This window comes from Methylocystis sp. WRRC1 (assembly GCF_020733155.1).
Classification (GTDB): domain Bacteria; phylum Pseudomonadota; class Alphaproteobacteria; order Rhizobiales; family Beijerinckiaceae; genus Methylocystis.
This window is the reverse complement of the sequence record NZ_JAJFZJ010000001.1, coordinates 2,257,224-2,277,376: the sequence shown is the minus strand read 5'-3', so window position 1 is coordinate 2,277,376 and position 20,153 is coordinate 2,257,224. Positions and strand designations below refer to the sequence as shown.

Here is a 20,153-nt window from a genome sequence, read left to right as displayed (position 1 = left end):
GCGTCAACGCCGCCCGGGCGTGAGAGAGACGCAAAAAGAAAAGGCGGAGGCGTTCTTCCCGAACGGCCTTCGCCTTCAGTAGGCCTTCGACCACGCGATCAGTGGACGCTGCGCGTTTACGTCAGTTGGCGCAGGACACGCTGCGCATGTAACGGACGCGGCCCTTCTCATCAGTGCTTGGCCTGATGATCAGCGTGCAATCTTCGTCCTCTGCGCCAAAGGCGCGTCCAACCTGGATCGCCGGTCCACGCGCGAGCGGGCGCAGCCCATCGTCATTGAGGCTCACCGCGGCCTTGACGGCGGCGGATTGTCCCTTCGGCTCGGCCGGCGCAGTGGGGGCCGCCGCGACGGCGGCGCACAGACCAACGGCGACCGTGAAGCCGAGGATCACCTTCGACGTGCGGCTTGCGATCATGCTTTCACGCGTAACGGCCATGAATTCCCCTCCCATAGGGTGACAAAGGTCTTGTCCCTCGTCGCGCTACTCGAACGATGCGCAGCCTTGGGTGTTCCTCTTTTTGTTGGGGGGATAACGCCGCACTCGTGCGAAGGTTGCATCGCGAGGCAAAAAAATTTTCGCGCCGCCTTAATTGCGCCTCATCGTTCCAGTCGCGCAATGAGACTCGACGTGTCCCAGCGCCTGCCGCCCATGGCCTCGACCTCGGCGTAGAACTGGTCGACGAGCGCCGCGACCGGCAGGCGCGCGCCACTGCGGCGGGCCTCCGCAAGACAGATGGAGAGATCCTTGCGCATCCACTCGACCGCGAAACCGAAGTCGAATTCGCCCGCGAGCATTGTCTTGGCGCGGTTCTCCATCTGCCACGACTGCGCCGCGCCACCTTTCAGCAGGTCGATCACATTTTCCGCGTCGAGACCCGACGTCTTCGCGAAATGCAGCGCCTCCGAGAGGCTCTGGATCAGCCCGGCGACAGCGATCTGATTCACCATCTTGGTGAGCTGGCCAGCGCCTGGCGGCCCCATGAGCCGGCAGGCGCGGGCGTAGGCGGCGATGACCGGCTCGGCCCTGGCATAAATATCGGGCTCGGCGCCGCACATGACCGTGAGGGCGCCATTCTCGGCGCCCGCCTGCCCGCCCGAAACCGGCGCGTCGACAAAGCCCAGCCCGAGGGCCGCGGCCTCGGCGTGGAGCTCCCGCGCGACATGGGCGGAAGCCGTGGTGTGGTCGACGAAGACAGCGCCGATCTTCATGCCCGCGAAGGCGCCGTCCGGTCCGAGCGTGACGGCGCGCAGATCGTCGTCATTGCCGACGCATGAGAAGACGAAATCGGCGCCGGCGGCGGCTTCGCGCGGCGTGGCCGCCCATTCCGCCGCCTGTTGCTGCGCAAAGAGACGCGCCTTCTCCTGCGTCCGGTTGAAGGCGATCACATGATGGCCGCGCCGCGCCAAATGGCGGGCCATGGGGCCGCCCATGACGCCGAGCCCGATGAAGGCGACGGTCTTCGCGTCGGTCATGTAATCAGCCGCCCGTCATGCTCATGTGGCGCGAGACGGCGGGGCCCTGCGTCGCGCGGTCGATGACGAAGTCGTGACCCTTGGGCTTGCGCGCGATGGCCGCCTCTATCGCCGCGACGAGCGGCGCATCGTCGGCGCTTTCGCGCAGCGGGGCGCGCAGATCGGCGGCGTCCTCCTGCCCGAGGCACATGTAGAGCGTGCCGGTGCAGGTGACGCGCACGCGATTGCAGCTCTCGCAGAAATTATGCGTGAGCGGCGTGATGAAGCCGACGCGCCCGCCGGTCTCGGAGACGCGCATGTAGCGCGCGGGCCCACCCGTGCGGTAATCGGTTTCAGTCAAGGTGAAGGTCTCGGCCAGACGGTCGCGCACCTCGCGCATCGGCAGATACTGGTCGATGCGGTCCGGCCCCTCAAGTTCGCCGAGCGGCATCACCTCGATGAAGGTCATGTCCATGCCGCGCTCATTGGCGAAGCGCACGAGGGGGACGAATTCATCCTCGTTGACGCCCTTCAGCGCCACGGCGTTGAGCTTCACCCTGAGCCCGGCCGCAAGGGCCGCGTCCACGCCCGCCATCACCCGCGCGTGGTCGCCGGTCCGGGTAAGGGCGCGGAAACGGCCGGGATCGAGCGTGTCGAGCGAGACATTCACGCGCTTCACGCCGCAATCGACGAGTTCCGAGGCGAAGCGGGCGAGTTGCGATCCGTTGGTCGTGAGCGTCAACTCCTCCAGCGCGCCGGAGGCGAGATGACGCGAGAGCGCGCGAAACAGCGTCATGACGTCGTGACGCACCAGAGGCTCGCCGCCGGTGATGCGCAGCCGCTTCGTGCCGCGCGCGATGAAAGCCGAGCAGAGCCGGTCCAGCTCCTCCAGCGTCAGCAGATCGCGCCGGGGCAGGAAGGTCATGTGCTCGGACATGCAATAGACGCAGCGGAAGTCGCAACGATCCGTGACCGAGACGCGCACATAGGAGATCGCCCGGCCGAAAGGATCGATCAGCGGCGCGGGCTCTGCGGCGGCTGCGGGCGGTTGCGAATGGGCGTTCATGCGGCGCTTCCCTCGACGGCGGGCGGTATCCATCCCGCCGTGACATATATTGCCGGAAGCAAGTCGCGGGAAGCCCGCGTGTTTTCTATGCGCCGATCGGCACTTTCAATAGCTGCCCGACGAAAATGCGGTTCGGATCGCTGATGATATCGGGATTGGCCCGCGCAATATCGTTGAAGCGGCTGGCGTCGCCGTAATTGTCGCGCGCGATCGCCGCCAGCGTGTCGCCGCGCTTCACCCGATGAAGCCGGTAGCCGATGTAGCTGGGAACGATGCGCGGACCATAAATGACCGGCACGATGACCTTGTTGATCTCGGAGCCGTCGTTGGCGCTCTCCTCGTAGATCTCCACGAACAGGCGGTCGAGCTGGAAGGCCGCGCCCGTGAGATCGACGGATAGCTGGAATTGTCCATGCTCGCCCGTCCCGCCGCCGAGGTTGAAGAAACCGGCGCGCTCGTCGTGGCCGTCGTGAACGCGATATTGGAGCGTCGCCTCGAAGCCTGTTCCGACGCCGCCGATGAGAACCGGATTTCCCACGAGATCGAAGGGACGCGGTTGCTGGATTTCATTGACGATCATTTTGAAAAACCTCCGTAATAGGCTTTTGACAAAAATCGCCCCGAAGGCGGATCATTCCCGATCCGTCGCGCCGGGGTCAGCGGCGCTTGGCCTCGCGACGGCTTCTCATATATGTCGGCGCCGGCGCAGGAGTAGCGTCGAAGCCTTCAGGAGCGACGATTGACAGCAGAACCATGGCCCACCGAAATTCGCCTCCTCGACGACGGCCGCGCCTTGCGCGTCGCTTTCGACGACGGCGAAGCCTTCACATTGAGCGCGGAATTGCTGCGGGTGAGAAGCCCCAGCGCCGAGGTGCAGGGCCATTCGCCCGCCGACCAGAAGACCGTGGGCGGCAAACGCAATGTCGCCATCATGACGGTCGCCCCGGTGGGCAATTACGCGGTGCGGCTCGATTTCGACGACATGCACCGCACCGGCATCTACACCTGGCGTTATCTGCGAAAGCTCGGAGAGACGGCGGAGCAGAGTTTCGTCGCCTATCTGGAGGAGCTGAAGGCCAAGGGACTCGACCGCGACCGGCCGGGGGAGAAATGAAAACGGCCGGCGCAGGGGCCGGCCGTTAAATTCTTTTATGTCGCGGAGAACTTACCGCGTCACCACCACGCGGGTGCCGACCTTCACGCGATTGTAGAGATCGACCACGTCGTCATTCGTCATGCGGATGCACCCCGAGGACACGGCCTGGCCGATCGTCTCCGGCTCGTTGGAGCCGTGGATGCGGTAGAGCGTGCCCGAGAGATACATGGCGCGCGCGCCGAGCGGATTGTTGAGGCCCCCTTCCATATGGCGCGGCAGGTCGGGACGGCGCTTGAGCATTTGCGCGGGCGGGGTCCAGTCCGGCCATTCGCGCTTGCTGGAAATGAAGCGCGTGCCCGACCATTCGAAGCCCGGACGGCCGACGCCGACGCCGTAGCGGATCGCCTGACCGTCGCCGAGCACGTAATAGAGCCGGCGCTCATTGGTGGAGATGACCACCGTGCCGGGCGCATATTTGGCGTCGAAGGAAACGACCTCGCGCGGAATGGCGACGGCCTGCGGGCGGCCGTCCTGCGTCTGGGGCGCAGCCGCGGGCGCGCCGCCGAAAAGCGCCGACAGCGGGTCGGTTTCATAGGCCGGCTGCGCGGTGTTGCGCGCGAGCGTTTGCGCAGAGAGGGCGCCGGTGGCGCCGAAAAAGCAGATCAATGCAAGGACGAGCCGCCGCATGTTGTTCCCTTGTTCGCAGTCGGAGAGGAGAGATCAGCCGCGCGCCGCTGAAAACGGCGAACGGACGCTACATCTGCGACGATTAGTCCCGCAGGCGTTAAGGCTTCGCAAGCGCCAAGCAGGCAAGACGCAGGTCTGACGCCGATTTACATTGCGACAGTTGCAGGCGTGCAACAGTTCACATTCGAACGAAAACTAGAACCTGAGCGTAAGCGCCTGCTTGACGCCGGGCAGATCGCGAATGGCCGCGAGCACGTCCTCCGGCAACTCGCCGTCGATCGCGACCAGCGCAACGGCGCACCCGCCGGGCATGTCGCGCCCCAGCGCGAAAGTCGCGATATTGACCTTCGCCTCGCCGAGCAGGCCGGCGAAACGGCCGATGAAGCCGGGCCTGTCCTCATTCTCCGTGTAGATCATGGAGGGCGCGAATTCGGCGTCGATCCCGATGTCGCCGATCCGCGCGATTCGCGGCTTGCCGTCGTGAAAGACGGTTCCGGAAACGCGGATCTCGCCCTGCGCCGTCTTCGCGCTGACAGTGAGCAGCGATTCGTAGTCGCTCTGCGCGTCGCGGGTGATTTCCTCCACCGCGACGCCCCGCTCCCTCGCAATGACCGGCGCCGAAACCGGATTCACATCCTCGAGAATAGGCTTGAGGAGGCCGGAAAGCGCGGCCGCGGAAATCGCCCGGGTCTTCTGATGCGCGATGGCGCCCTCGAAAACGATCGATAGATTCTCGACGCCCGAACGCGCGATCTGGCCGGCGAAAAGGCCGAGTTTTTCGGCCAAAGCCGCGAAGGGCTTCAGACGCGGCGCCTCCTCCGCGCTGATCGAGGGGAAATTGACGGCGTTGGTGATCGCGCCGCGCGTCAGATAGTCCGACATCTGCTCGGCGATCTGCAGCGCGACCTTCTCCTGCGCCTCGGTCGTCGAGGCGCCGAGATGGGGCGTGCAGACGACATTGGCATGGCCGAAGAGCGGGTTCTCCATCGCCGGCTCGGTCGCGAAGACATCGAGCGCCGCGCCGGCGACATGGCCGTCGTCGAGCGCCTTGCGCAACGCGGCTTCGTCGAGAAGCCCGCCGCGCGCACAATTGATGACGCGCACGCCCTTGCGGGTCTTCGCCAGCGCCTCCGCCGAAAGGATATTCTTCGTCTGTGCGGTGAGCGGCGTGTGGATGGTGATGAAATCCGCGCGGGCGAGGAGATCATCGAGTTCCACCTTCTCGACGCCGAGCGCCTGCGCGCGCTCCTCGGTCAGGAAGGGGTCGAAGGCGATGACGCGCATCTTGAGGCCCAGCGCGCGCTCCGCGACATTGGCGCCGACATTGCCGCAGCCGATCACGCCCAGGGTCTTGCCGGTGATCTCGACGCCCATGAAGCGGTTCTTCTCCCATTTGCCGGCCTGAGTGGAGGCGTCGGCGGCGGGTATTTCGCGCGCGAGGGCGAACATCAGCGCAATGGCGTGTTCCGCGGTAGTGACCGAATTGCCAAAGGGCGTGTTCATGACGATCACGCCCCGCGCCGTCGCCGCGGGGATATCGACATTGTCGACGCCGATGCCCGCGCGGCCAATCACCTTGAGGCGGCCCGCCCTGGCGATAATCTCCGCCGTCACCTTCGTCGCGGAGCGTATGGCGAGCCCGTCATAATCCCCGATGACCGCGGCCAGCCTGTCCCTGTCCTTGCCCAGCGTGGGTTCGAAATCGACGTCGAGTCCGCGCATGCGGAAAATCTGCACGGCGGCGGGGGAGAGGGAGTCGGAGATGAGGACGCGAGGCGGCATATTCATCCTTTGAAAAGCGCAAGATCGGGCGGCTCGGCCAGGCCTTTAAGCGCGCGCCGGTTCTCATTGTCGGACATCCCGAAGCGGCGCAGCCGATTCGCGACAATAGCCGATATCGATGGTTCTGTTTGCGACGCGAAGGGCGCTCCGAAGGCGCTCCATCGCCGAAAAGAAGAGCAAGATTGGCGGCAAGATCGACGGCGGGACCGATATTGCTCGCATCCGGCGGTAAATCCGCCGCGACAATGAGAAGGCGAGAGGTTGCGGCCCCGCGCTGAAGGATAGTCAGCGGCCGATTACGCCGCCTTCGCCAGCCCCGACGCCTCGGCGTAAGCCCATTCCAGCCATGGCAGGAGCGCCGCGACGTCGCTCGCCTCCACTGTCGCGCCGCACCAGATGCGAAAGCCGGGAGGCGCGTCGCGATAGGCGCCAAAATCGTACCCGGCGCCTTCCTTCTCGATCATGGCGACCATCGTCCTTGCGAGATCGGCGCGCGCTTCCGGCGTCTTCGCGACGCTCTCGTCCGAAAACACGAGGCAGACGCCGGTGTTGGAGCGGGTCGCCGGGTCTTTCGCGAGAAAATCGATCCAGGGCGTTTTCGCGACCCAATCGGCGATGACGGAAGCGCTCGCGTCGCAGCGCGCCATCAGGGCGGGAAGCCCGCCGATCGACTTTCCCCATTTCAGCGCATCGAGATAGTCCTCGACCGCGAGGAGCGAGGGCGTGTTGATCGTCTCGCCCTGGAAAATCCCCTCGTTGATCCTGCCCTTCTTCGTCAATCTGAAAATCTTCGGCATGGGCCACGCCGGCGTGTGGCTCTCGAGCCGCTCGACGGCGCGCGGCGAGAGGATCAGCACGCCATGCGCGGCCTCGCCGCCCATAACTTTCTGCCAGCTGTAGGTCGTGACATCCAGCTTGGGGAAATCGAGCGGCTGGGCGAAGGCCGCGGAAGTCGCGTCGCAGATCGTCAGGCCCTTGCGGTCGGCGGGGATGAAATCCGCATCGGGCACGCGCACGCCGGCTGTCGTCCCGTTCCAGGCGAAGACGAAATCATTGTCGAAATCGATCTGCGAGAGATCCGGCAATTCGCCGAAGGGCGCGGTGAAGCTGCGCGCGTTCGGCAACTTCAACTGCTTGATGACGTCCGTCACCCAGTCAGCCGAAAAGCTCTCCCAGGCGGCCACGTCGACGCCGCGCGGGCCGAGCAGCGACCACAACGCCATTTCGACGGCGCCGGTGTCGGAGGCCGGAACAATGCCGATGCGGTAATCCGCCGGCACGCGCAGCACCTCGCGGGTGAGATCGATCGCCTGCGCGAGCTTCTCCTTGCCCGCCTTCGAGCGGTGCGAACGGCCGAGCGCCGCTCCGGCGAGATTCTCGAACGCCCAGCCGGGACGCTTGGCGCAGGGGCCGGAGGAAAAGCGGGGGTTCGCCGGCTTCGCGGCGGGTTTGGCGATGGCCATGGGCGCGTTGTCCTGATGAATCGCGCGATGCGCGAGTGAGACCCCGCGCTAAGCGCTCGTCACATAATCGTCAAGACGCGCCGACGCCCCGTCGTTTCAGCCACGCACGGACAATTTCCGGTATCGGTCCTCGGAACTCGTCACATAGACATGGCCGAACGCGGTCTTTTCCCAGGTCACATTTTCCGCCGGAAGGGCGATCTTCAGGGATTCGACCTTGAGCGGAAAGCCCGGGGTCGCGGAAATTCCGTCGAGCTTGATCTCCGTCGCGCCGGGGCCGACCGAAAAATCCGCGACGACCGCGCCATCGGCCGCGAAGGCCCGCGCCCAGCCGGGCGTTCCGACGGATTTGACGGCGACGGGGTTCTCGCCGAATTGCGGCGCCCCGGCGGCGTCGAAGGCCGGGCTCGCGAAGACATATTCGGCGAGCGCGGCGCTGCGCGTCACGGCGTGATCGGCCGTCGGCGGCCGGCCGGTGGAATAGAGGACCAGCCTTCCGCCGGCGAGCGCCTTCCCGATCTCCTCGGCGCTCGCAGATGCATAACTTTCCGCAAGTCTCATATGTCGCGCTCCTTGAACAATGGGGGTGTCGCTATTGCGACAATTTCGGCCCGCCGCCGGGCCGCCGCGCCCCGGGTCGCAAGCGCCATGCCGCCGGGGGCCGGGAGCTTCGGGGCTGGCGCGATTTTTTCTTCGGCCGGCGTCGATAAAGAGAAGGAGGATCGCCCGATGTCCGACGCCGGACGGGATTACCGTTATTTTCTCACCTACAGCGGCGTTCGCCTGCCGCTGAAGCTGGTGCGGCCGCTGGAGGCCGCCGAGCTGGGGAACCGCAACACTTTCTTCCGTGCGACCTACGATCCGGCGGGACGGCTCGCGACCTGCGAAAAGCTCGTCTATGGCGAGGTCGAGCTCGCGCACGCCTATGCCTATCGCGACGACGGCACGCTCGCCCATGCGCGGATCGAGATGGGCGACGAAGTGACGGAGGTGGATTGCGACGAGACGGGCGCGCCCATACGTTCCTGAGCGCAATCCAGCTTCAACAAGGCGGTCCCATGAGAATTTTCGCCCCGGCCTGTCTCTTTCTGCTTTTCGCAGCTGCGCCCGCCGCGGCGGTTCCGCTCCGGCAGGTGATCAGCGACTGCGGTTCGGACGGCAAGGCCTATTGCGAGGGAGTCGGCTACGGCGCCCCCATGCAGGCCTGCCTCGCCCGCAACAAGAAGAAACTGACTCCCGCCTGCCGGGCCATCATCGACCGGCTGGAGAAGGGGGAGGAGGTGGAGATTTTCGGGTAGCGAGACGCCCTTTCGCTGGAGGGCTACTCCCCCGGCGCCTTCGCGCTGATCGCCAGCGCATGCACGCCTTCGGCGATCTCCTGCGCCAGCAGCTCGTTCACCATCCGGTGCCGCTGCACCCGGCTCTTGCCCTCGAAGGCTGCGCTCACCACCTCCACCCTGAAGTGGCTTTCGTTGCCGTGCCGCTTGTCGCCGGGGTGGCCGTGGCCGGCATGGTGGTGTGATTCGTCGATAACGTTCAAAGAAACCGGCGCCAGCGCTTCGATCAGCTTGCTGGTGATGCTGGCCTTGACGACGCCTTTACCCTGATCCTTTGTCATTTCACCAAGTCCTCGATTTAATTCGGCGCCTACCCCTTCGACCGCCCCTGCCGCGAGATGCGTGCGGAGACGAAGAGAAAGCTTATTCCCTCCTCCGGCTCTCTCTCGCTCTCATGGAGAAACATCGGCTTCTTCGAAACGGCGCTTAACACTACCATTGCAAAATCCGCCCGTCGTTTCGACCCCGCAAAGGCGGCCCGACCCACAATCGGTTTTCGTTGGAGCCAAAGACCCCTCAAGGCGGCCGGGGAGGCGTCGAAACAGGCTGGTCGAGATGATATCTTGAGGGGGCTGCGCGTTAATTGCCTTTGATCATGGATTTGTTTACATTATTTATGTAATCTTGCACGGGGGTCGGACATCTAATTCGCAACGGAGTGGAACCCGGGCGAATGTGTGTCCGACGGGGGGCAATAAATGGAGTAAGCATATGAAACGTTTGGCGCTTACTATCTTTGCGGCGAGTGTTTTCGCGGGCCCTGCTCTGGCTGATTCTCGTGATTTCAAAGGTCACGACACATTCCAGAAAACATGTCAGTTCCCGAACAACGGAACCAGTTCGCCGCCGACCGGTCTTTGGGGGAACTGGCCTGCTTGCGGTGACGCAAATGGACCTCTGGTTCCCGGCAAGTATCGCAAATGCATCGTGGTGTGGAACGTTACCGCCGCGAACAACAACAGAATCGGGGGCGGGAGCGACGGCCATGTGGTCGTTCTGAACGACGGGGATCAGACGAGCGCCTCGAAGACGCAATTTCCTTTCGTATTGCCGTATCCTTCGACGATAACACAAGGCTTCGAGGAAGTTCCTCTCGTTTTCAGAGATCCAAAAGGTCTGTTCGTATATGACCGAGGCCCGGGCGGCACGAACAGCAACGTATGGGTGACCGTCACTGGAGAATATGTCGAGTGCAGGTGGTAAGGCTCTGATCAAACGCAAGAATTATTGATGTGAGGGAGGGGGCGATCCGCCCCCTTCAGCACGAAGGGGCGCCTTCTTCCTGCTTGCCTTTGACCAAATGGCGATTGAGCCGATTATCTCGTGAAATCAGGAATATCCATTTTGGCGGCGGTTAATTTACCCTGATCCGCCATGATTGTTTTTCTACGAATGTCGGGCGGCTGCGCCCGAGGCGCCCGACTTGCAAGATTGGACGCATGAAAAATTCGGCGCTGTCAATGCTTGCGGCCGGCGCCCGCCGCATCATAATGGAACCCCATGAACCTGAACTCGCCCCTCTTCGATCGCATAAGGACAAAGCGCGAGCCGCGCGAGGAGCCGCGCCGCGAGTCGACGATCCGTTGCGCCTCGCCCGGCTGTGAGGCGGAGGGGTCTTACCGCGCGCCCATGGGCCGGCTGCGCGAGGGCCAGTATTTCTGCTTCTGTCTCGACCACGTCCGCGAATACAACGCGACCTACAATTATTTCAATGGGATGAACGACGCCGACGTCGCGCGATACATGAAGGACGCGACAGTCGGGCACCGTCCGACCTGGTCGATGGGCGCGCGGCGGGGACAATCGGGCTTCCGGGAGGAGGGCAGGCCGACGGAGGACCCGCTCGGCCTCTTTCGCAACCGCTTCCATGGCCAGCCGGCGCCAAAGCGCGAGCCGCGCTATTCGCCGGTGACCATGCGGGCGCTCGCCGCGCTCGATCTCGATGAGACGGCGGGTGCGGAGCTGATCAGGACGCGCTATAAGGAGCTCGTCAAACGCCACCACCCCGACGCCAATGGCGGAGATCGATCCCGTGAGGAAAAATTGCGGGAGATCATCCACGCCTATAAGACGCTGAGGGCCGCCCGACTCGTCTGATCGGGCGCGATTGAGCCCCCGAATTGGAGGACGAGTTTTGGTCGATGCAGCAAACGGCGGCTCGGGCCTGGAAGGCCTGCCGGATATGAAAGTCTCGGCGCGTCAGGTCTTCGGGATCGACTCGGATCTCGAAGTCCCGGCCTTTTCCGAGCGCAACGAGCATGTGCCGGACGTCGACCCCGACTATCTTTTCGATCGCCAGACGACCCTCGCCATTCTCGCGGGCTTCGCGAAGAACCGCCGCGTCATGGTCACGGGCTATCACGGCACCGGCAAGTCCACGCATATCGAGCAGGTGGCAGCGCGGCTCAACTGGCCCTTCGTGCGCGTCAATCTCGACAGCCACATCTCCCGCATCGACCTCGTCGGCAAGGACGCGATCGTGCTCAAGGAAGGAAAGCAGGTCACGGAATTCCGCGACGGCATCCTGCCCTGGGCCGTGCAGCACAATGTCGCGCTCTGCTTCGACGAATATGACGCCGGCCGCCCGGACGTGATGTTCGTCATCCAGCGCGTGCTCGAGGTCTCGGGCCGCCTCACGCTGCTCGACCAGAATCGCGTCATCCGCCCGCATCCGGCCTTCCGCCTCTTCGCCACCGCCAACACGGTCGGCCTCGGCGACACCTCGGGCCTTTATCACGGCGTGCAGCAGATCAACCAGGCGCAGATGGACCGCTGGTCGATCGTGACGACGCTGAACTATCTGCCGCACGACGCCGAGACCAATATCGTCATCTCCAAGGTGAAGTCCTACGGCGCGACGAAGGAAGGCCGCGACGCGGCCAACAAGATGGTGCGCGTCGCCGACCTGACCCGTAACGCCTTCATGGCCGGCGACCTCTCGACGGTGATGAGCCCGCGCACGGTCATCACCTGGGCCGAGAACGCGGAAATCTTCGGCGACGTCGGCTTCGCCTTCCGGCTCACCTTCCTCAATAAATGCGACGAGCTGGAGCGTCCGCTGGTCGCGGAGTTCTACCAGCGCTGCTTCGGGAAGGAGTTGCCCGAGAGCGCGGTGAATGTGGTGATGACCTGAGGCGGCGCACACTGTAGGCTTCGATCATGGCCGATGAACCGGAAAGTCTCGTTCTCCAGTTGCTTCGTCAGTTACGGGACGATGTCGCCGACACGCAGTCGCAGATCCATTCCCTGCGCGCGGATGTCGCCTCGGACTTAGTGGCGATGCAGGCGAAGAACGACGCCGAGCACAGGGCGACGCGCGAACAGATCGTCGGCCTGCGCCGGGCGGTGGTCGAGTATCACTCCGCCGTGCTCGGCCACGGCATGCTCATCAGCGATCTCGAGGCGCGCGTGCGACGTCTCGAGCAGAAGGTCGGCGTTTCCGACGCATAGATCACGTCGCGTTCAGGCGGAATCGCAAGATTGCAGACGACGTGATCGGTTCTGAAAGTTCAAAGCGCGCTTCCGGCGAAAAACCGGGTTCTGGTTTTTCGCAACGCGCAGGCGGAGAACCGGCTCCGCGGGCCGTCTCGCACGCGCCCCCCTGGCCTCCGTCCAGGGCCCGCTGCAAGCCGCGGACCTCGCCGCCCGCCGCCTCGACGAGGCCCGCACGGCGACAAAGGGCAGCCGGGCGAAGCGTTGCGCCGCGTCATCCAACTGTCATGATTTCGCGCGCCCTTGAGGCGATGCACGCGAGCAGACAGTTGACCATCGACCACCTCAGGGACGCCCTTCACCCTGACATCCCCGGCTGCCTGTGGGTGATGCGCTTCGACGCGCAGGGCGAGGCCGCGCCGGGCGGCGCGGCCGATCTCGCCCGGCTCGGCCAGCCGGGCGAGGGCTTCCTCTGGCTGCACATGGATCTCGCCGATGTCCGCGCCCGTCCGGTCATCGCCCGCATCGGGGCGCTCACCGAAACCGCGCGCGCCGCGCTGTGCGACCCGGTCGACCATCAATATCTCGAATATTCGGACGGGCTCGTGAGCGGCGCGCTGCTCGATCACGAGCGGACGCTGGCCGGTCCCGCCTCGCGCACGGACTATCTCCGCTTCGCCATCGGCGACGGCTTTTTCATCTCGGCGCGGCGGCGCCCGATGAGCAGCGTCGAGACGACGCGAAACGCACTCGGCCGCGGAGCCCGCGTCGACACGCCCTTCGCGCTGTTCGAACTGATGACCGATTTTTTGATCGACGAACTCGTCCGCATGACCAATGACGTCGGCCTCGCCTTCGATCGCGTCGAGGATCTGCTCATCGACGGGCGCGGCCGCGAAGCGCGCCCGAAGCTCGGCGCGGCCCGGCGCGACGCCGTGCGCCTCGCGCGTCAGGTCGGCGGCCTCGCCTCCACGCTGGCGCGGCTGGAGACGATCGAGGAAGACCCCGAGGAGCGGACGGACAATGATCTGCGGGAAACGGCGGCGCGGCTGGTTCAGCACACGGAGGCGCTCGCGCGCGAAATGCTGAGCCTGCAGGAACGCGCGCGTCTGCTGCAGGACGAGCTGAACGCGCTGCTCAATCTGGAGACCAACGACCGCCTTTATGTGCTGACGGTCGTCACGACCCTTCTGCTTCCGGCGACATTCGTCACCGGCTTCTTTGGCATGAACCTGAAGAACCTCCCCTTTTCCGAAAGCGAGGAAGGCACGGTCTATGCGACCATCCTGTGCGTTCTCGCCGCGGGAGCAGTGCTGATCCTGATGCGGCGATGGGGGCTGACCAATCCGCGGGAGGCCGAGGAGGATAGGCCGCGCCCCGGCGCGTCGGGCCCTTCCCGGCCGGCGGACACCAATCTTTAGGCGCGGCCGCCGCTTTACATGGCGCGGCGACGCGCCTAATTTCCGCGCCGAATCCTGAAGAGGGAGCGTCGCTCCCTCATTCCACCGAAAGACAAAGACAAATGCGCGCCGAGCCGCTTGCGCTGAAAGAACAGATCGAGCAGTCCATGGGACTGCTGAGGAGGCATCTTTGACGTCGAGACCGCGCAACGCCGTCTCGCCGAACTGAACGTCAAGGCCGAAGACCCCAATTTCTGGAACGATCCCGACGAAGCGCAGAAGCTGATGCGCGAGCGCACCCAGCTCGAGGAGCAGATGGGCGCGATCGACAAGCTGTCACGCGACCTCGAGGACGCGCTGACGCTCGTCGAACTCGGCGAGGAAGCCGGCGACGAGGACACCGAGAAGGAAGGCGTCGAGGCGCTCAAGGCCGTGCTGAAAGACGCCCAGCGCCGCCAGATCGAGGCGCTGTTCTCGGGCGAGGCCGATGGCAACGACACCTTCATCGAGATCCATTCCGGCGCCGGCGGCACCGAGAGCCAGGACTGGGCGCGCATGCTGTTCCGCATGTACGCCCGCTGGGCCGAGCGCAAGAAGTTCAAGGTCGAGGTGATCGAGGAGACGGCCGGCGAGGAGGCGGGCATCAAGTCCGGCACGCTGCTGGTGAAGGGCCACAACGCCCATGGCTGGGCCAAGACCGAATCCGGCGTGCATCGCCTCGTGCGCATCTCGCCTTTCGACTCCAACGCCCGCCGCCATACGAGCTTCGCCTCGGTCTGGGTCTATCCGGTGGTCGACGACCGCATTGAAGTGAACATCAATGAGTCGGACTGCCGTATAGACACGTATAGATCGTCGGGCGCGGGCGGCCAGCACGTCAATACGACGGACTCCGCCATCCGTATCACCCATATCCCGACCGGCATCGTCGTCGCCTGTCAGGCCGAGCGTTCGCAGCACAAGAACCGCGCCACCGCATGGAACATGCTGCGCGCGCGTCTCTACGAGCTCGAACTCGAAAAGCGCGAGGCCGAGGCCAACAAGGCCGCCGCCAGCAAGACCGACATCGGCTGGGGCCACCAGATTCGCTCCTACGTCCTGCAGCCCTATCAGCTCGTGAAGGACCTGCGCACCGGCGTCACCTCCGGGACGCCGTCCGAGGTGCTGGACGGCGAGCTCGACGACTTCATGCAGGCGTCTCTCGCCCAGCGCATCTATGGCGGCGGGCCAGAGAAGGTCGAGGACGTCGACTGAGACGAGGGGCGCGCGTCGCCCCTTTTCTCGAAATCCTCCCCTTGAAAGTCGACAATCGACCGCGCGAATGGCCGCGGTCAAGACAATCGCAATTTTTCGCCCCTAGCATCCCGTCATCAACTTGACCTCGACATTATGCGGGGATCGAGGGCTGCGCGGGCGCGGATGTCGCGACAGGCGCTCCCCCGCCGGTTTTCAGGGTGGCGCGATGACCGAGGAGCATATTTCATTTGCGCGCGGGGTCGCCCTCGCGCCCTCATTCGCCGCCCTGCGCGGCTTGCGCATCGTCAATGCGCATCTTGTCTCGATCGCGCTCCTTGCCGTCGTCCTGCCGCTGGCGATTTTCGCCGCGCATCTGGAGCCGATCCCGGCGATCATCCTGCTCCTTGCGGCGGGTCTTCTCGTTTTTCTGTTGAGTTTCAGCTGGGCGCCCGGCGCCCTGCTTTCGGCGCGGATCGACTGGACGAGCCTCGGCGGCTGCCTCCTGCTCGCCCTCGCCCTTTGCCTCGTCAGCGGCGAGGCTCACCTTTTCTTCAGCCCCTATGACTGGTTCGTGCGCGACGCGGTCCTGTCGGATCTCGTGGCGAACAAATATCCGGTCTTCTATCATTATCAGGGCGCCGACTTCCTCATGCGCGCGCCGCTGGGCATGTATATGTCGCCAGCGGCCGTCGGCTGGTCCTTCGGCCTGCGCGCCGCCCATTTCGCCCTGCTGGTCCAGAACGCCTTTCTGCTCGGGACGATCCTCTATCTCTCCGCGGAGCTCGCCGGCGGCGCGAGGCGGCGCTTGATCGTCCTGCTGCTGCTCTTCAGTCCCGTGGACGTCGTCCCCCATCTCGCCGAAAGCGTCATCGACTATTTCAGGACGGGCGCCTTCGTTCTCAGCCCGCATCTGATGTTCTGGAACAGGCTCGTCTTCTACTGGGGCCAAATTCCGTCCTTCTTCTGGGCGCCCAATCACGCGCTTGCGGCCTGGCTCTTCGCGGTGCTGCTGTTCCTCGAAATCCGGCGCGAGATCGATATTGCGTTCCTGGGTCTCGCCTTCATCGTCCTGCTGTTCTGGTCGCCGCTCGCGATGATCGGCGCGCTTCCGTTCCTGGCGTGGCGCGTCATCCGCAGCCTGTCGCCGGAACTCGTCAGCAGGCGGAATGCGCTCGCTCTGGCGGCCGCGCTGTGCCTGCTGCCGCTGGCCTATTACCTCAGCCTCGACGCCGGCCGCGTGACGCGGGAATGGATGTTCCTGCGGCCCGATTTCTGGGGCTGGTATCTGTTGCTGCTCGTCTTCGGCCTGCCGCAGGCGTGGATTCTGCTATCGCGCTGGCCGGATGTCGCCGGCTGGGCGAGAACGGCCGTCGCAATCGCGATCGCCCTGCTGATCGTCATGCCCTTCTACCGGATCGGCGTGACCGTCTCGGACAATGACATGACGATGCGCTGCGCGCTCGCGCCCTGGTTCATCCTCGGCTTCGGCTTCAGCGGCGCGGCGCAGCCGATCATGGACCGCGGCAAGGCGCTCGGCGCCCTGACCTTTACGCTAATTGCGCTTTCGGCCTTCACGGGCCTTTTCGAGATCCGGCGCGGCCTTTCCGACCCGGCCTACGCCATCAACGACTGCAACCTGCTGACGGCGACGGAAAAGGTCACGCCCGGCTTCCCGATCTCGAACTATCTCGCCCATATCGAGAAGGCGCCGGGCTGGTTCGTGCGCGACACGGGCGTGCGGCTCGCTGTCGAGCAGCGGCTGTGCTGGCCGGGCTATCCCTTCCTCGACAACAAATAGCCCGTCTCAGCCGGGCCAGACCTCGAGCCGGAGGTCCGGCACGTCGTCGAAATGCCCGGCGTCGCGCGTCACGAGCGTAAGGCCGAGGGCGAGCGCCTGCGCCGCGACCATGCGGTCGAGCGTGCGGCGGCGTTTGGGTTCGATCCCTCGCAGCAATCTTCCGTAGATTTCCGCCGCCGCGCGGTCGAAGGGCAATATGTCGATATTGCCGGCGATGAGGGCGATGTTCTCGGCGAGCCGGCCGTCCTTGCCGGCGGCGGCGACTCCGGCGAGCAATTCGGCGTAGGCGACCGCCGAAATAGCGACCTCGCCGATCGAAAGCCGCGACAGTCTGTCGAGCGTCGCGGGCGCGCCCGAGGCGGCGGCGATGGCGACGGACGCATCGAGCAGATAGCGCGCCACCCGCCTATTCCTGAGCCCCGCCGCCCCAGTCGCGCCGGGGCGGCCTGAACTCCGGCCGCTCGACGGCGGCGGGCGCGGGAGCGGCGCCGAGCCGCGCCACGAGCGCCGGCATGTCGAGGCGCGCGGGGCTGACGACGAGGCTCTCGCCCTGACGGGTGACGATGACCTCCGCGCCCTCCGCGAAGGCGATTTCGCGCGGCAGCCGAACCGCGAGGCTGTTGCCGGATTTGAAGATTTTGGTCGTCGCCATCAGGGAATGGTCCCATCCGGCGCGCGCAATGTCAATACCTGTATTTACTGGAGGACGCCGCCCAGCGCCGAGGCCGCTTTCAGGAAGCGCGAGGGATCGACCGCCTCGCCATCCATGCGCACCTCATAGTGGAGATGCGGGCCGGTCGAGCGGCCCGTGGAGCCGACGCGGCCCACGAGACCGCCGGGCGGGACCTGCTGGCCGGGCGCAACGGAAATCGCCGAGAGATGCGCGTAGCGCGTGGACAATCCGCCGCCGTGGTCGATCTCGACCATATTTCCATATCCGCCCTGGGGGCCCGCCACGCTCACCACGCCGGCCGCCGTGGCCCGCACCGGCGTTCCATACTCATCGCGCAGGTCGACGCCGCTGTGCAGCGCCGGACGGCCGAGGAAAGGGTCGGTTCGATAGCCGAAGGTTGAGGTCATTTGCAATTCGCCGGCGAGCGGCTTGCGCAGCGGCGTCGTCGGCAGCGCGCGGCGCAGGCCGTCGAGCGTCGCGACGGCGCTCTGGGCGGCGGCGAGATCGCGCTCGAAGAGACCGCCGGGCATCCTCGGATCGGCCGCGACGAAGGGGCCGCCCACCGCGCCGGGCGCATCCTTTCGCCTCGCCTTGGCGACGTAGCGCTCGACCGGCAGACCGGCGATGTCGAACGCCCGGCGCAGCCTCGTCGCCGCCTCCAGCGCCGGACGCACGATGCCGGAGAGGCGGCGCGCCTGATCGCGCTCGATCCGGTCGAGCGACATGGCGAGACTCTCGAGTCGCGCCGTCATGGGCGCGTCCGGGTCGGCGGCATGGGCGAGCGAGGTCGTCGGCGCGACGGCGCGGGGCGCGAGCGAGGTGTCGATCGGCGTCAGTTCGCCGCGGTTCGGCGCGGCTTCGGGCGGGGCCAGCGGCAGTGGCTTGCCCTCGAGCTCGCGGCCGAGGCGCAGGTCGAGCCCTTCCGGCTCCGGCTTGCCCGATCCGCCCACCGCATTCTCGTCGAGCGCACTTTTCGGCGCCTTTGCCGCGGCGGCGGGGCCGGTCGCCGGCAGGGCGGCGCCTGCGGCCCTGGCGACCGGGGCGGCCCGATTTACAGCCGGCGCCAGCGTCTCCGCCCTTGCGGCGGGGGAGATCATCGTCACGCCGCCGTCAGGCGAAATCGTGCGCTCGACGAGCTGGGCGACGACGGCGGCGCGCGTTTCGAGCTGCGCCTGGCGCAGCACGAGGCTCTGCACCTTGCCCTCGACTCCGTCCTGATCGATGAACTGGCGGCTCGCGAGCTGGTCGAGACGCAGCCGCATGGCGGCGATGCGGTCCTCATAGGCGTATTGCATCTGCGTCTGGCGGTCGATCAGACCGGCGAGCAGATCGTCGCGAAATATCAGATAGCCGGCCGCGCCGACCGTCGCCGTCGCAACGAGGCCGACCGCAAGGGCGGCCATGACGACAGCGGCGCGCGAAATCTCGAAGCGGCGGCTGCGATGGCCCCGCGAGACCTCCACCACATAATCGCCGGACGTTTCGACGAGGCGATAGGACTGATCACGATTGCGCATATTCGATCCCGGCGGGGCGGACGCGCCCCGGTCACTCGGACCGGCGGACGCCGTCCGCGATTCCGGCGGCGCGCCACATGGCCCGAATGCAATCAAACTCCATTAAGGTTAATGCTTCCCGAAACTGCCAAGCTCGCGGCGTAACGGGCTTTTGCGGGCGCGCGTCCGCGCAAACGGCGCGTGGACATGCGGCTCCGGCGCTCTTATGATTCGCCCCATGCTGCGACTCCTGACCCGATTCATCGGCCTGTTGCTGCTCGCGGGGGGCTTCATCGCCCTCATCGTCGACGGCACACGATCGATCGCCGGCGGCCGGCTGCTGGTGACAACCCTGAACAAGGGGGCCTCCGAATTCTTTCCCGCGCTCTATCAGGGGCTGCAGAGCGGGGTTTCGGAAAAATCCGCCCTTCTCTGGGATCCGGTCTTCACGACGCTGCTTTTGCTTCCGATCAGCGTCGCTTTCGGCGGACTGGGCGCGCTTCTCATCGTCCTCAGCCACAAGCAGGAGACGACGCCGCGCTATTGGCGCCGCTAGGGACCGCCTTATCTAGGCGGCATGTCCATCTTCGACCGACTCAATCTCTCAGGACGCCTCGGCCCGATTCCCGACCGGCCGACGCCCGTCGCCCATGGCGCGCGCCATTTCGTCAACGGCAATCCGCTCGATCCGCCCTTCCCGCTCGGGACGGAGCAGATTCTCTTCGGCATGGGCTGCTTCTGGGGCGCCGAGCGCAAATTCTGGCAGGCGGGCGAAGGCGTTTATGTGACCGCCGTCGGCTACGCCGGCGGGACGACCAAAAACGCCAATTATGAAGACGTCTGCACGGGACGCACCGGCCATGCGGAAGTGGCGCTGGTTGTCTACTACCCGGCCGTAATTCCCCTCGACGCGCTGCTGCGGCTCTTCTGGGAGAGCCATGACCCGACGCAGGGGATGCGGCAGGGCAATGACGTCGGCACGCAATATCGCTCGGCGATCTATGCGACGACGCCCGATCAGCTCGCGGCGGCCGAGAACTCGCGGGACATGTACCAACGCGTATTGACGAAAGCGGGATTCGGCCCGATCACAACGGAAATCAGGCCGGCGCCGCCCTTCTTTTACGCGGAGGAATATCACCAGCAATATCTCGCCAAGAACCCCGGCGGCTATTGCGGGCTCGGCGGCACGGGCGTCTCCTGCCCGGTCGGGACGGGCGCATCCGCCGCCTGAC

24 protein-coding genes are annotated in these 20,153 nt (G+C 65.5%); 12 read left to right on the top strand and 12 right to left on the bottom strand.

All coding sequences use genetic code 11. The annotated features are described in order from the left end of the window. Positions 1-121: 121 nt before the first annotated feature. The 4 genes from LG047_RS11015 to LG047_RS11000 all read right to left on the bottom strand — a co-directional run bounded on the left by LG047_RS11015 (position 122) and on the right by LG047_RS11000 (position 3,098). Complete coding sequence (locus LG047_RS11015; protein ID WP_227966695.1) at positions 122-436, bottom strand: hypothetical protein; 315 nt, start codon at positions 434-436, stop codon at positions 122-124. A gap of 161 nt (positions 437-597) precedes the next feature. Further along, complete coding sequence (locus LG047_RS11010; protein ID WP_227966694.1) at positions 598-1,473, bottom strand: NAD(P)-dependent oxidoreductase; 876 nt, start codon at positions 1,471-1,473, stop codon at positions 598-600. A 4-nt stretch (positions 1,474-1,477) separates the two neighbouring features. Then, a complete protein-coding gene (gene moaA / locus LG047_RS11005) occupies positions 1,478-2,518 on the bottom strand; it encodes a GTP 3',8-cyclase MoaA (RefSeq protein ID WP_227966693.1) in 1,041 nt (346 codons plus the stop codon). A gap of 85 nt (positions 2,519-2,603) precedes the next feature. Further along, complete coding sequence (locus LG047_RS11000) at positions 2,604-3,098, bottom strand: Gmad2 immunoglobulin-like domain-containing protein (RefSeq protein WP_227966692.1); 495 nt, start codon at positions 3,096-3,098, stop codon at positions 2,604-2,606. 159 nt (positions 3,099-3,257) lie between these two features. Here LG047_RS11000 and LG047_RS10995 point away from each other — a divergent pair, with 159 nt between their 5' ends. Continuing rightward, complete coding sequence (locus LG047_RS10995; protein ID WP_227966691.1) at positions 3,258-3,632, top strand: gamma-butyrobetaine hydroxylase-like domain-containing protein; 375 nt, start codon at positions 3,258-3,260, stop codon at positions 3,630-3,632. 51 nt (positions 3,633-3,683) lie between these two features. Here the strand turns inward: LG047_RS10995 and LG047_RS10990 are convergent, their stop codons facing one another. The 4 genes from LG047_RS10990 to LG047_RS10975 all read right to left on the bottom strand — a co-directional run bounded on the left by LG047_RS10990 (position 3,684) and on the right by LG047_RS10975 (position 8,107). Continuing rightward, on the bottom strand, positions 3,684-4,301 hold the full coding sequence (locus tag LG047_RS10990) for a L,D-transpeptidase (RefSeq protein ID WP_227966690.1): 618 nt from the start codon (positions 4,299-4,301) through the stop codon (positions 3,684-3,686). A gap of 195 nt (positions 4,302-4,496) precedes the next feature. After that, positions 4,497-6,083, bottom strand: coding sequence for a phosphoglycerate dehydrogenase (serA, locus tag LG047_RS10985; protein WP_227966688.1), 1,587 nt, complete (start codon positions 6,081-6,083; stop codon positions 4,497-4,499). 296 nt (positions 6,084-6,379) lie between these two features. After that, positions 6,380-7,546, bottom strand: a complete 1,167-nt coding sequence (locus tag LG047_RS10980) for a phosphoserine transaminase (RefSeq protein ID WP_227966686.1) — start codon at positions 7,544-7,546, stop codon at positions 6,380-6,382. 96 nt (positions 7,547-7,642) lie between these two features. Further along, the gene (locus LG047_RS10975; protein ID WP_227966684.1) at positions 7,643-8,107 is read right to left on the bottom strand and encodes a hypothetical protein; all 465 of its coding nucleotides are present in this window, start codon (positions 8,105-8,107) and stop codon (positions 7,643-7,645) included. Positions 8,108-8,275: 168 nt separating this feature from the next. Between LG047_RS10975 and LG047_RS10970 the strand changes: the two genes are divergently transcribed. After that, on the top strand, positions 8,276-8,575 hold the full coding sequence (locus LG047_RS10970; protein ID WP_036288528.1) for a DUF6156 family protein: 300 nt from the start codon (positions 8,276-8,278) through the stop codon (positions 8,573-8,575). Positions 8,576-8,604: 29 nt separating this feature from the next. Beyond that, on the top strand, positions 8,605-8,844 hold the full coding sequence (locus LG047_RS10965; protein ID WP_227966682.1) for a hypothetical protein: 240 nt from the start codon (positions 8,605-8,607) through the stop codon (positions 8,842-8,844). 23 nt (positions 8,845-8,867) lie between these two features. Here LG047_RS10965 and LG047_RS10960 read toward each other — a convergent pair whose 3' ends face one another. Further along, entirely contained in the window at positions 8,868-9,164 is a 297-nt protein-coding gene (locus LG047_RS10960; RefSeq protein ID WP_036288525.1) for a BolA family transcriptional regulator, read from the bottom strand. A 430-nt stretch (positions 9,165-9,594) separates the two neighbouring features. Between LG047_RS10960 and LG047_RS10955 the strand changes: the two genes are divergently transcribed. From LG047_RS10955 to LG047_RS10925, 7 genes are all read left to right on the top strand, one after another. Continuing rightward, positions 9,595-10,086 carry a hypothetical protein gene (locus LG047_RS10955; RefSeq protein ID WP_227966680.1) on the top strand — a complete coding sequence of 164 codons (492 nt, stop codon included), beginning with the start codon at positions 9,595-9,597 and terminating at the stop codon, positions 10,084-10,086. A gap of 297 nt (positions 10,087-10,383) precedes the next feature. Continuing rightward, on the top strand, positions 10,384-10,980 hold the full coding sequence (locus tag LG047_RS10950) for a J domain-containing protein (protein WP_036284730.1): 597 nt from the start codon (positions 10,384-10,386) through the stop codon (positions 10,978-10,980). 37 nt (positions 10,981-11,017) lie between these two features. After that, complete coding sequence (gene cobS, locus LG047_RS10945) at positions 11,018-12,016, top strand: cobaltochelatase subunit CobS (RefSeq protein ID WP_255679565.1); 999 nt, start codon at positions 11,018-11,020, stop codon at positions 12,014-12,016. Positions 12,017-12,042: 26 nt separating this feature from the next. Next, positions 12,043-12,333 (top strand): hypothetical protein, encoded by a 291-nt coding sequence (locus LG047_RS10940; protein ID WP_227966673.1) that lies wholly within the window; start codon positions 12,043-12,045, stop codon positions 12,331-12,333. Between the two features lie 311 nt (positions 12,334-12,644). Beyond that, positions 12,645-13,736, top strand: a complete 1,092-nt coding sequence (locus LG047_RS10935) for a transporter (RefSeq protein ID WP_227966672.1) — start codon at positions 12,645-12,647, stop codon at positions 13,734-13,736. Between the two features lie 101 nt (positions 13,737-13,837). Continuing rightward, positions 13,838-14,969 (top strand): peptide chain release factor 2 gene (gene prfB, locus LG047_RS10930; protein ID WP_144259671.1). Its coding sequence is split into 2 segments (ribosomal slippage): positions 13,838-13,906 and positions 13,908-14,969, totalling 1,131 coding nucleotides; the frame shifts between segments, so codons are not numbered across the junction. Between the two features lie 208 nt (positions 14,970-15,177). Beyond that, the gene (locus tag LG047_RS10925) at positions 15,178-16,749 is read left to right on the top strand and encodes a hypothetical protein (RefSeq protein ID WP_227966670.1); all 1,572 of its coding nucleotides are present in this window, start codon (positions 15,178-15,180) and stop codon (positions 16,747-16,749) included. Between the two features lie 6 nt (positions 16,750-16,755). On the opposite strand, the gene LG047_RS10920 is transcribed toward LG047_RS10925, so the two are convergent. The 3 genes from LG047_RS10920 to LG047_RS10910 are packed head-to-tail and all read right to left on the bottom strand — an operon-like array spanning position 16,756 to position 18,939. Continuing rightward, positions 16,756-17,151, bottom strand: a complete 396-nt coding sequence (locus tag LG047_RS10920) for a PIN domain-containing protein (RefSeq protein ID WP_227966669.1) — start codon at positions 17,149-17,151, stop codon at positions 16,756-16,758. A 4-nt stretch (positions 17,152-17,155) separates the two neighbouring features. Continuing rightward, on the bottom strand, positions 17,156-17,401 hold the full coding sequence (locus tag LG047_RS10915) for an antitoxin (RefSeq protein WP_036284705.1): 246 nt from the start codon (positions 17,399-17,401) through the stop codon (positions 17,156-17,158). Between the two features lie 44 nt (positions 17,402-17,445). Next, positions 17,446-18,939, bottom strand: coding sequence for a M23 family metallopeptidase (locus LG047_RS10910; RefSeq protein ID WP_227966666.1), 1,494 nt, complete (start codon positions 18,937-18,939; stop codon positions 17,446-17,448). A gap of 217 nt (positions 18,940-19,156) precedes the next feature. Between LG047_RS10910 and LG047_RS10905 the strand changes: the two genes are divergently transcribed. Then, the gene (locus LG047_RS10905) at positions 19,157-19,474 is read left to right on the top strand and encodes a hypothetical protein (protein ID WP_227966665.1); all 318 of its coding nucleotides are present in this window, start codon (positions 19,157-19,159) and stop codon (positions 19,472-19,474) included. A 21-nt stretch (positions 19,475-19,495) separates the two neighbouring features. Further along, the gene (msrA, locus tag LG047_RS10900) at positions 19,496-20,152 is read left to right on the top strand and encodes a peptide-methionine (S)-S-oxide reductase MsrA (RefSeq protein WP_227966663.1); all 657 of its coding nucleotides are present in this window, start codon (positions 19,496-19,498) and stop codon (positions 20,150-20,152) included. Position 20,153: the final 1 nt, after the last annotated feature.

Bases quoted from the DNA above. Each gene is read 5' to 3' on its own strand.
- LG047_RS11015 (WP_227966695.1), bottom strand. From the start codon at position 436: ATGGCCGTTACGCGTGAAAGCATGATCGCAAGCCGCACGTCGAAGGTG.
- LG047_RS11010 (WP_227966694.1), bottom strand. From the start codon at position 1,473: ATGACCGACGCGAAGACCGTCGCCTTCATCGGGCTCGGCGTCATGGGC.
- moaA (WP_227966693.1), bottom strand. From the start codon at position 2,518: ATGAACGCCCATTCGCAACCGCCCGCAGCCGCCGCAGAGCCCGCGCCG.
- LG047_RS11000 (WP_227966692.1), bottom strand. From the start codon at position 3,098: ATGATCGTCAATGAAATCCAGCAACCGCGTCCCTTCGATCTCGTGGGA.
- LG047_RS10990 (WP_227966690.1), bottom strand. From the start codon at position 4,301: ATGCGGCGGCTCGTCCTTGCATTGATCTGCTTTTTCGGCGCCACCGGC.
- serA (WP_227966688.1), bottom strand. From the start codon at position 6,083: ATGCCGCCTCGCGTCCTCATCTCCGACTCCCTCTCCCCCGCCGCCGTG.
- LG047_RS10980 (WP_227966686.1), bottom strand. From the start codon at position 7,546: ATGGCCATCGCCAAACCCGCCGCGAAGCCGGCGAACCCCCGCTTTTCC.
- LG047_RS10975 (WP_227966684.1), bottom strand. From the start codon at position 8,107: ATGAGACTTGCGGAAAGTTATGCATCTGCGAGCGCCGAGGAGATCGGG.
- LG047_RS10970 (WP_036288528.1), top strand. From the start codon at position 8,276: ATGTCCGACGCCGGACGGGATTACCGTTATTTTCTCACCTACAGCGGC.
- LG047_RS10965 (WP_227966682.1), top strand. From the start codon at position 8,605: ATGAGAATTTTCGCCCCGGCCTGTCTCTTTCTGCTTTTCGCAGCTGCG.
- LG047_RS10960 (WP_036288525.1), bottom strand. From the start codon at position 9,164: ATGACAAAGGATCAGGGTAAAGGCGTCGTCAAGGCCAGCATCACCAGC.
- LG047_RS10955 (WP_227966680.1), top strand. From the start codon at position 9,595: ATGAAACGTTTGGCGCTTACTATCTTTGCGGCGAGTGTTTTCGCGGGC.
- LG047_RS10950 (WP_036284730.1), top strand. From the start codon at position 10,384: ATGAACCTGAACTCGCCCCTCTTCGATCGCATAAGGACAAAGCGCGAG.
- LG047_RS10940 (WP_227966673.1), top strand. From the start codon at position 12,043: ATGGCCGATGAACCGGAAAGTCTCGTTCTCCAGTTGCTTCGTCAGTTA.
- LG047_RS10925 (WP_227966670.1), top strand. From the start codon at position 15,178: ATGACCGAGGAGCATATTTCATTTGCGCGCGGGGTCGCCCTCGCGCCC.
- LG047_RS10915 (WP_036284705.1), bottom strand. From the start codon at position 17,401: ATGGCGACGACCAAAATCTTCAAATCCGGCAACAGCCTCGCGGTTCGG.
- LG047_RS10910 (WP_227966666.1), bottom strand. From the start codon at position 18,939: ATGCGCAATCGTGATCAGTCCTATCGCCTCGTCGAAACGTCCGGCGAT.
- LG047_RS10905 (WP_227966665.1), top strand. From the start codon at position 19,157: ATGCTGCGACTCCTGACCCGATTCATCGGCCTGTTGCTGCTCGCGGGG.
- msrA (WP_227966663.1), top strand. From the start codon at position 19,496: ATGTCCATCTTCGACCGACTCAATCTCTCAGGACGCCTCGGCCCGATT.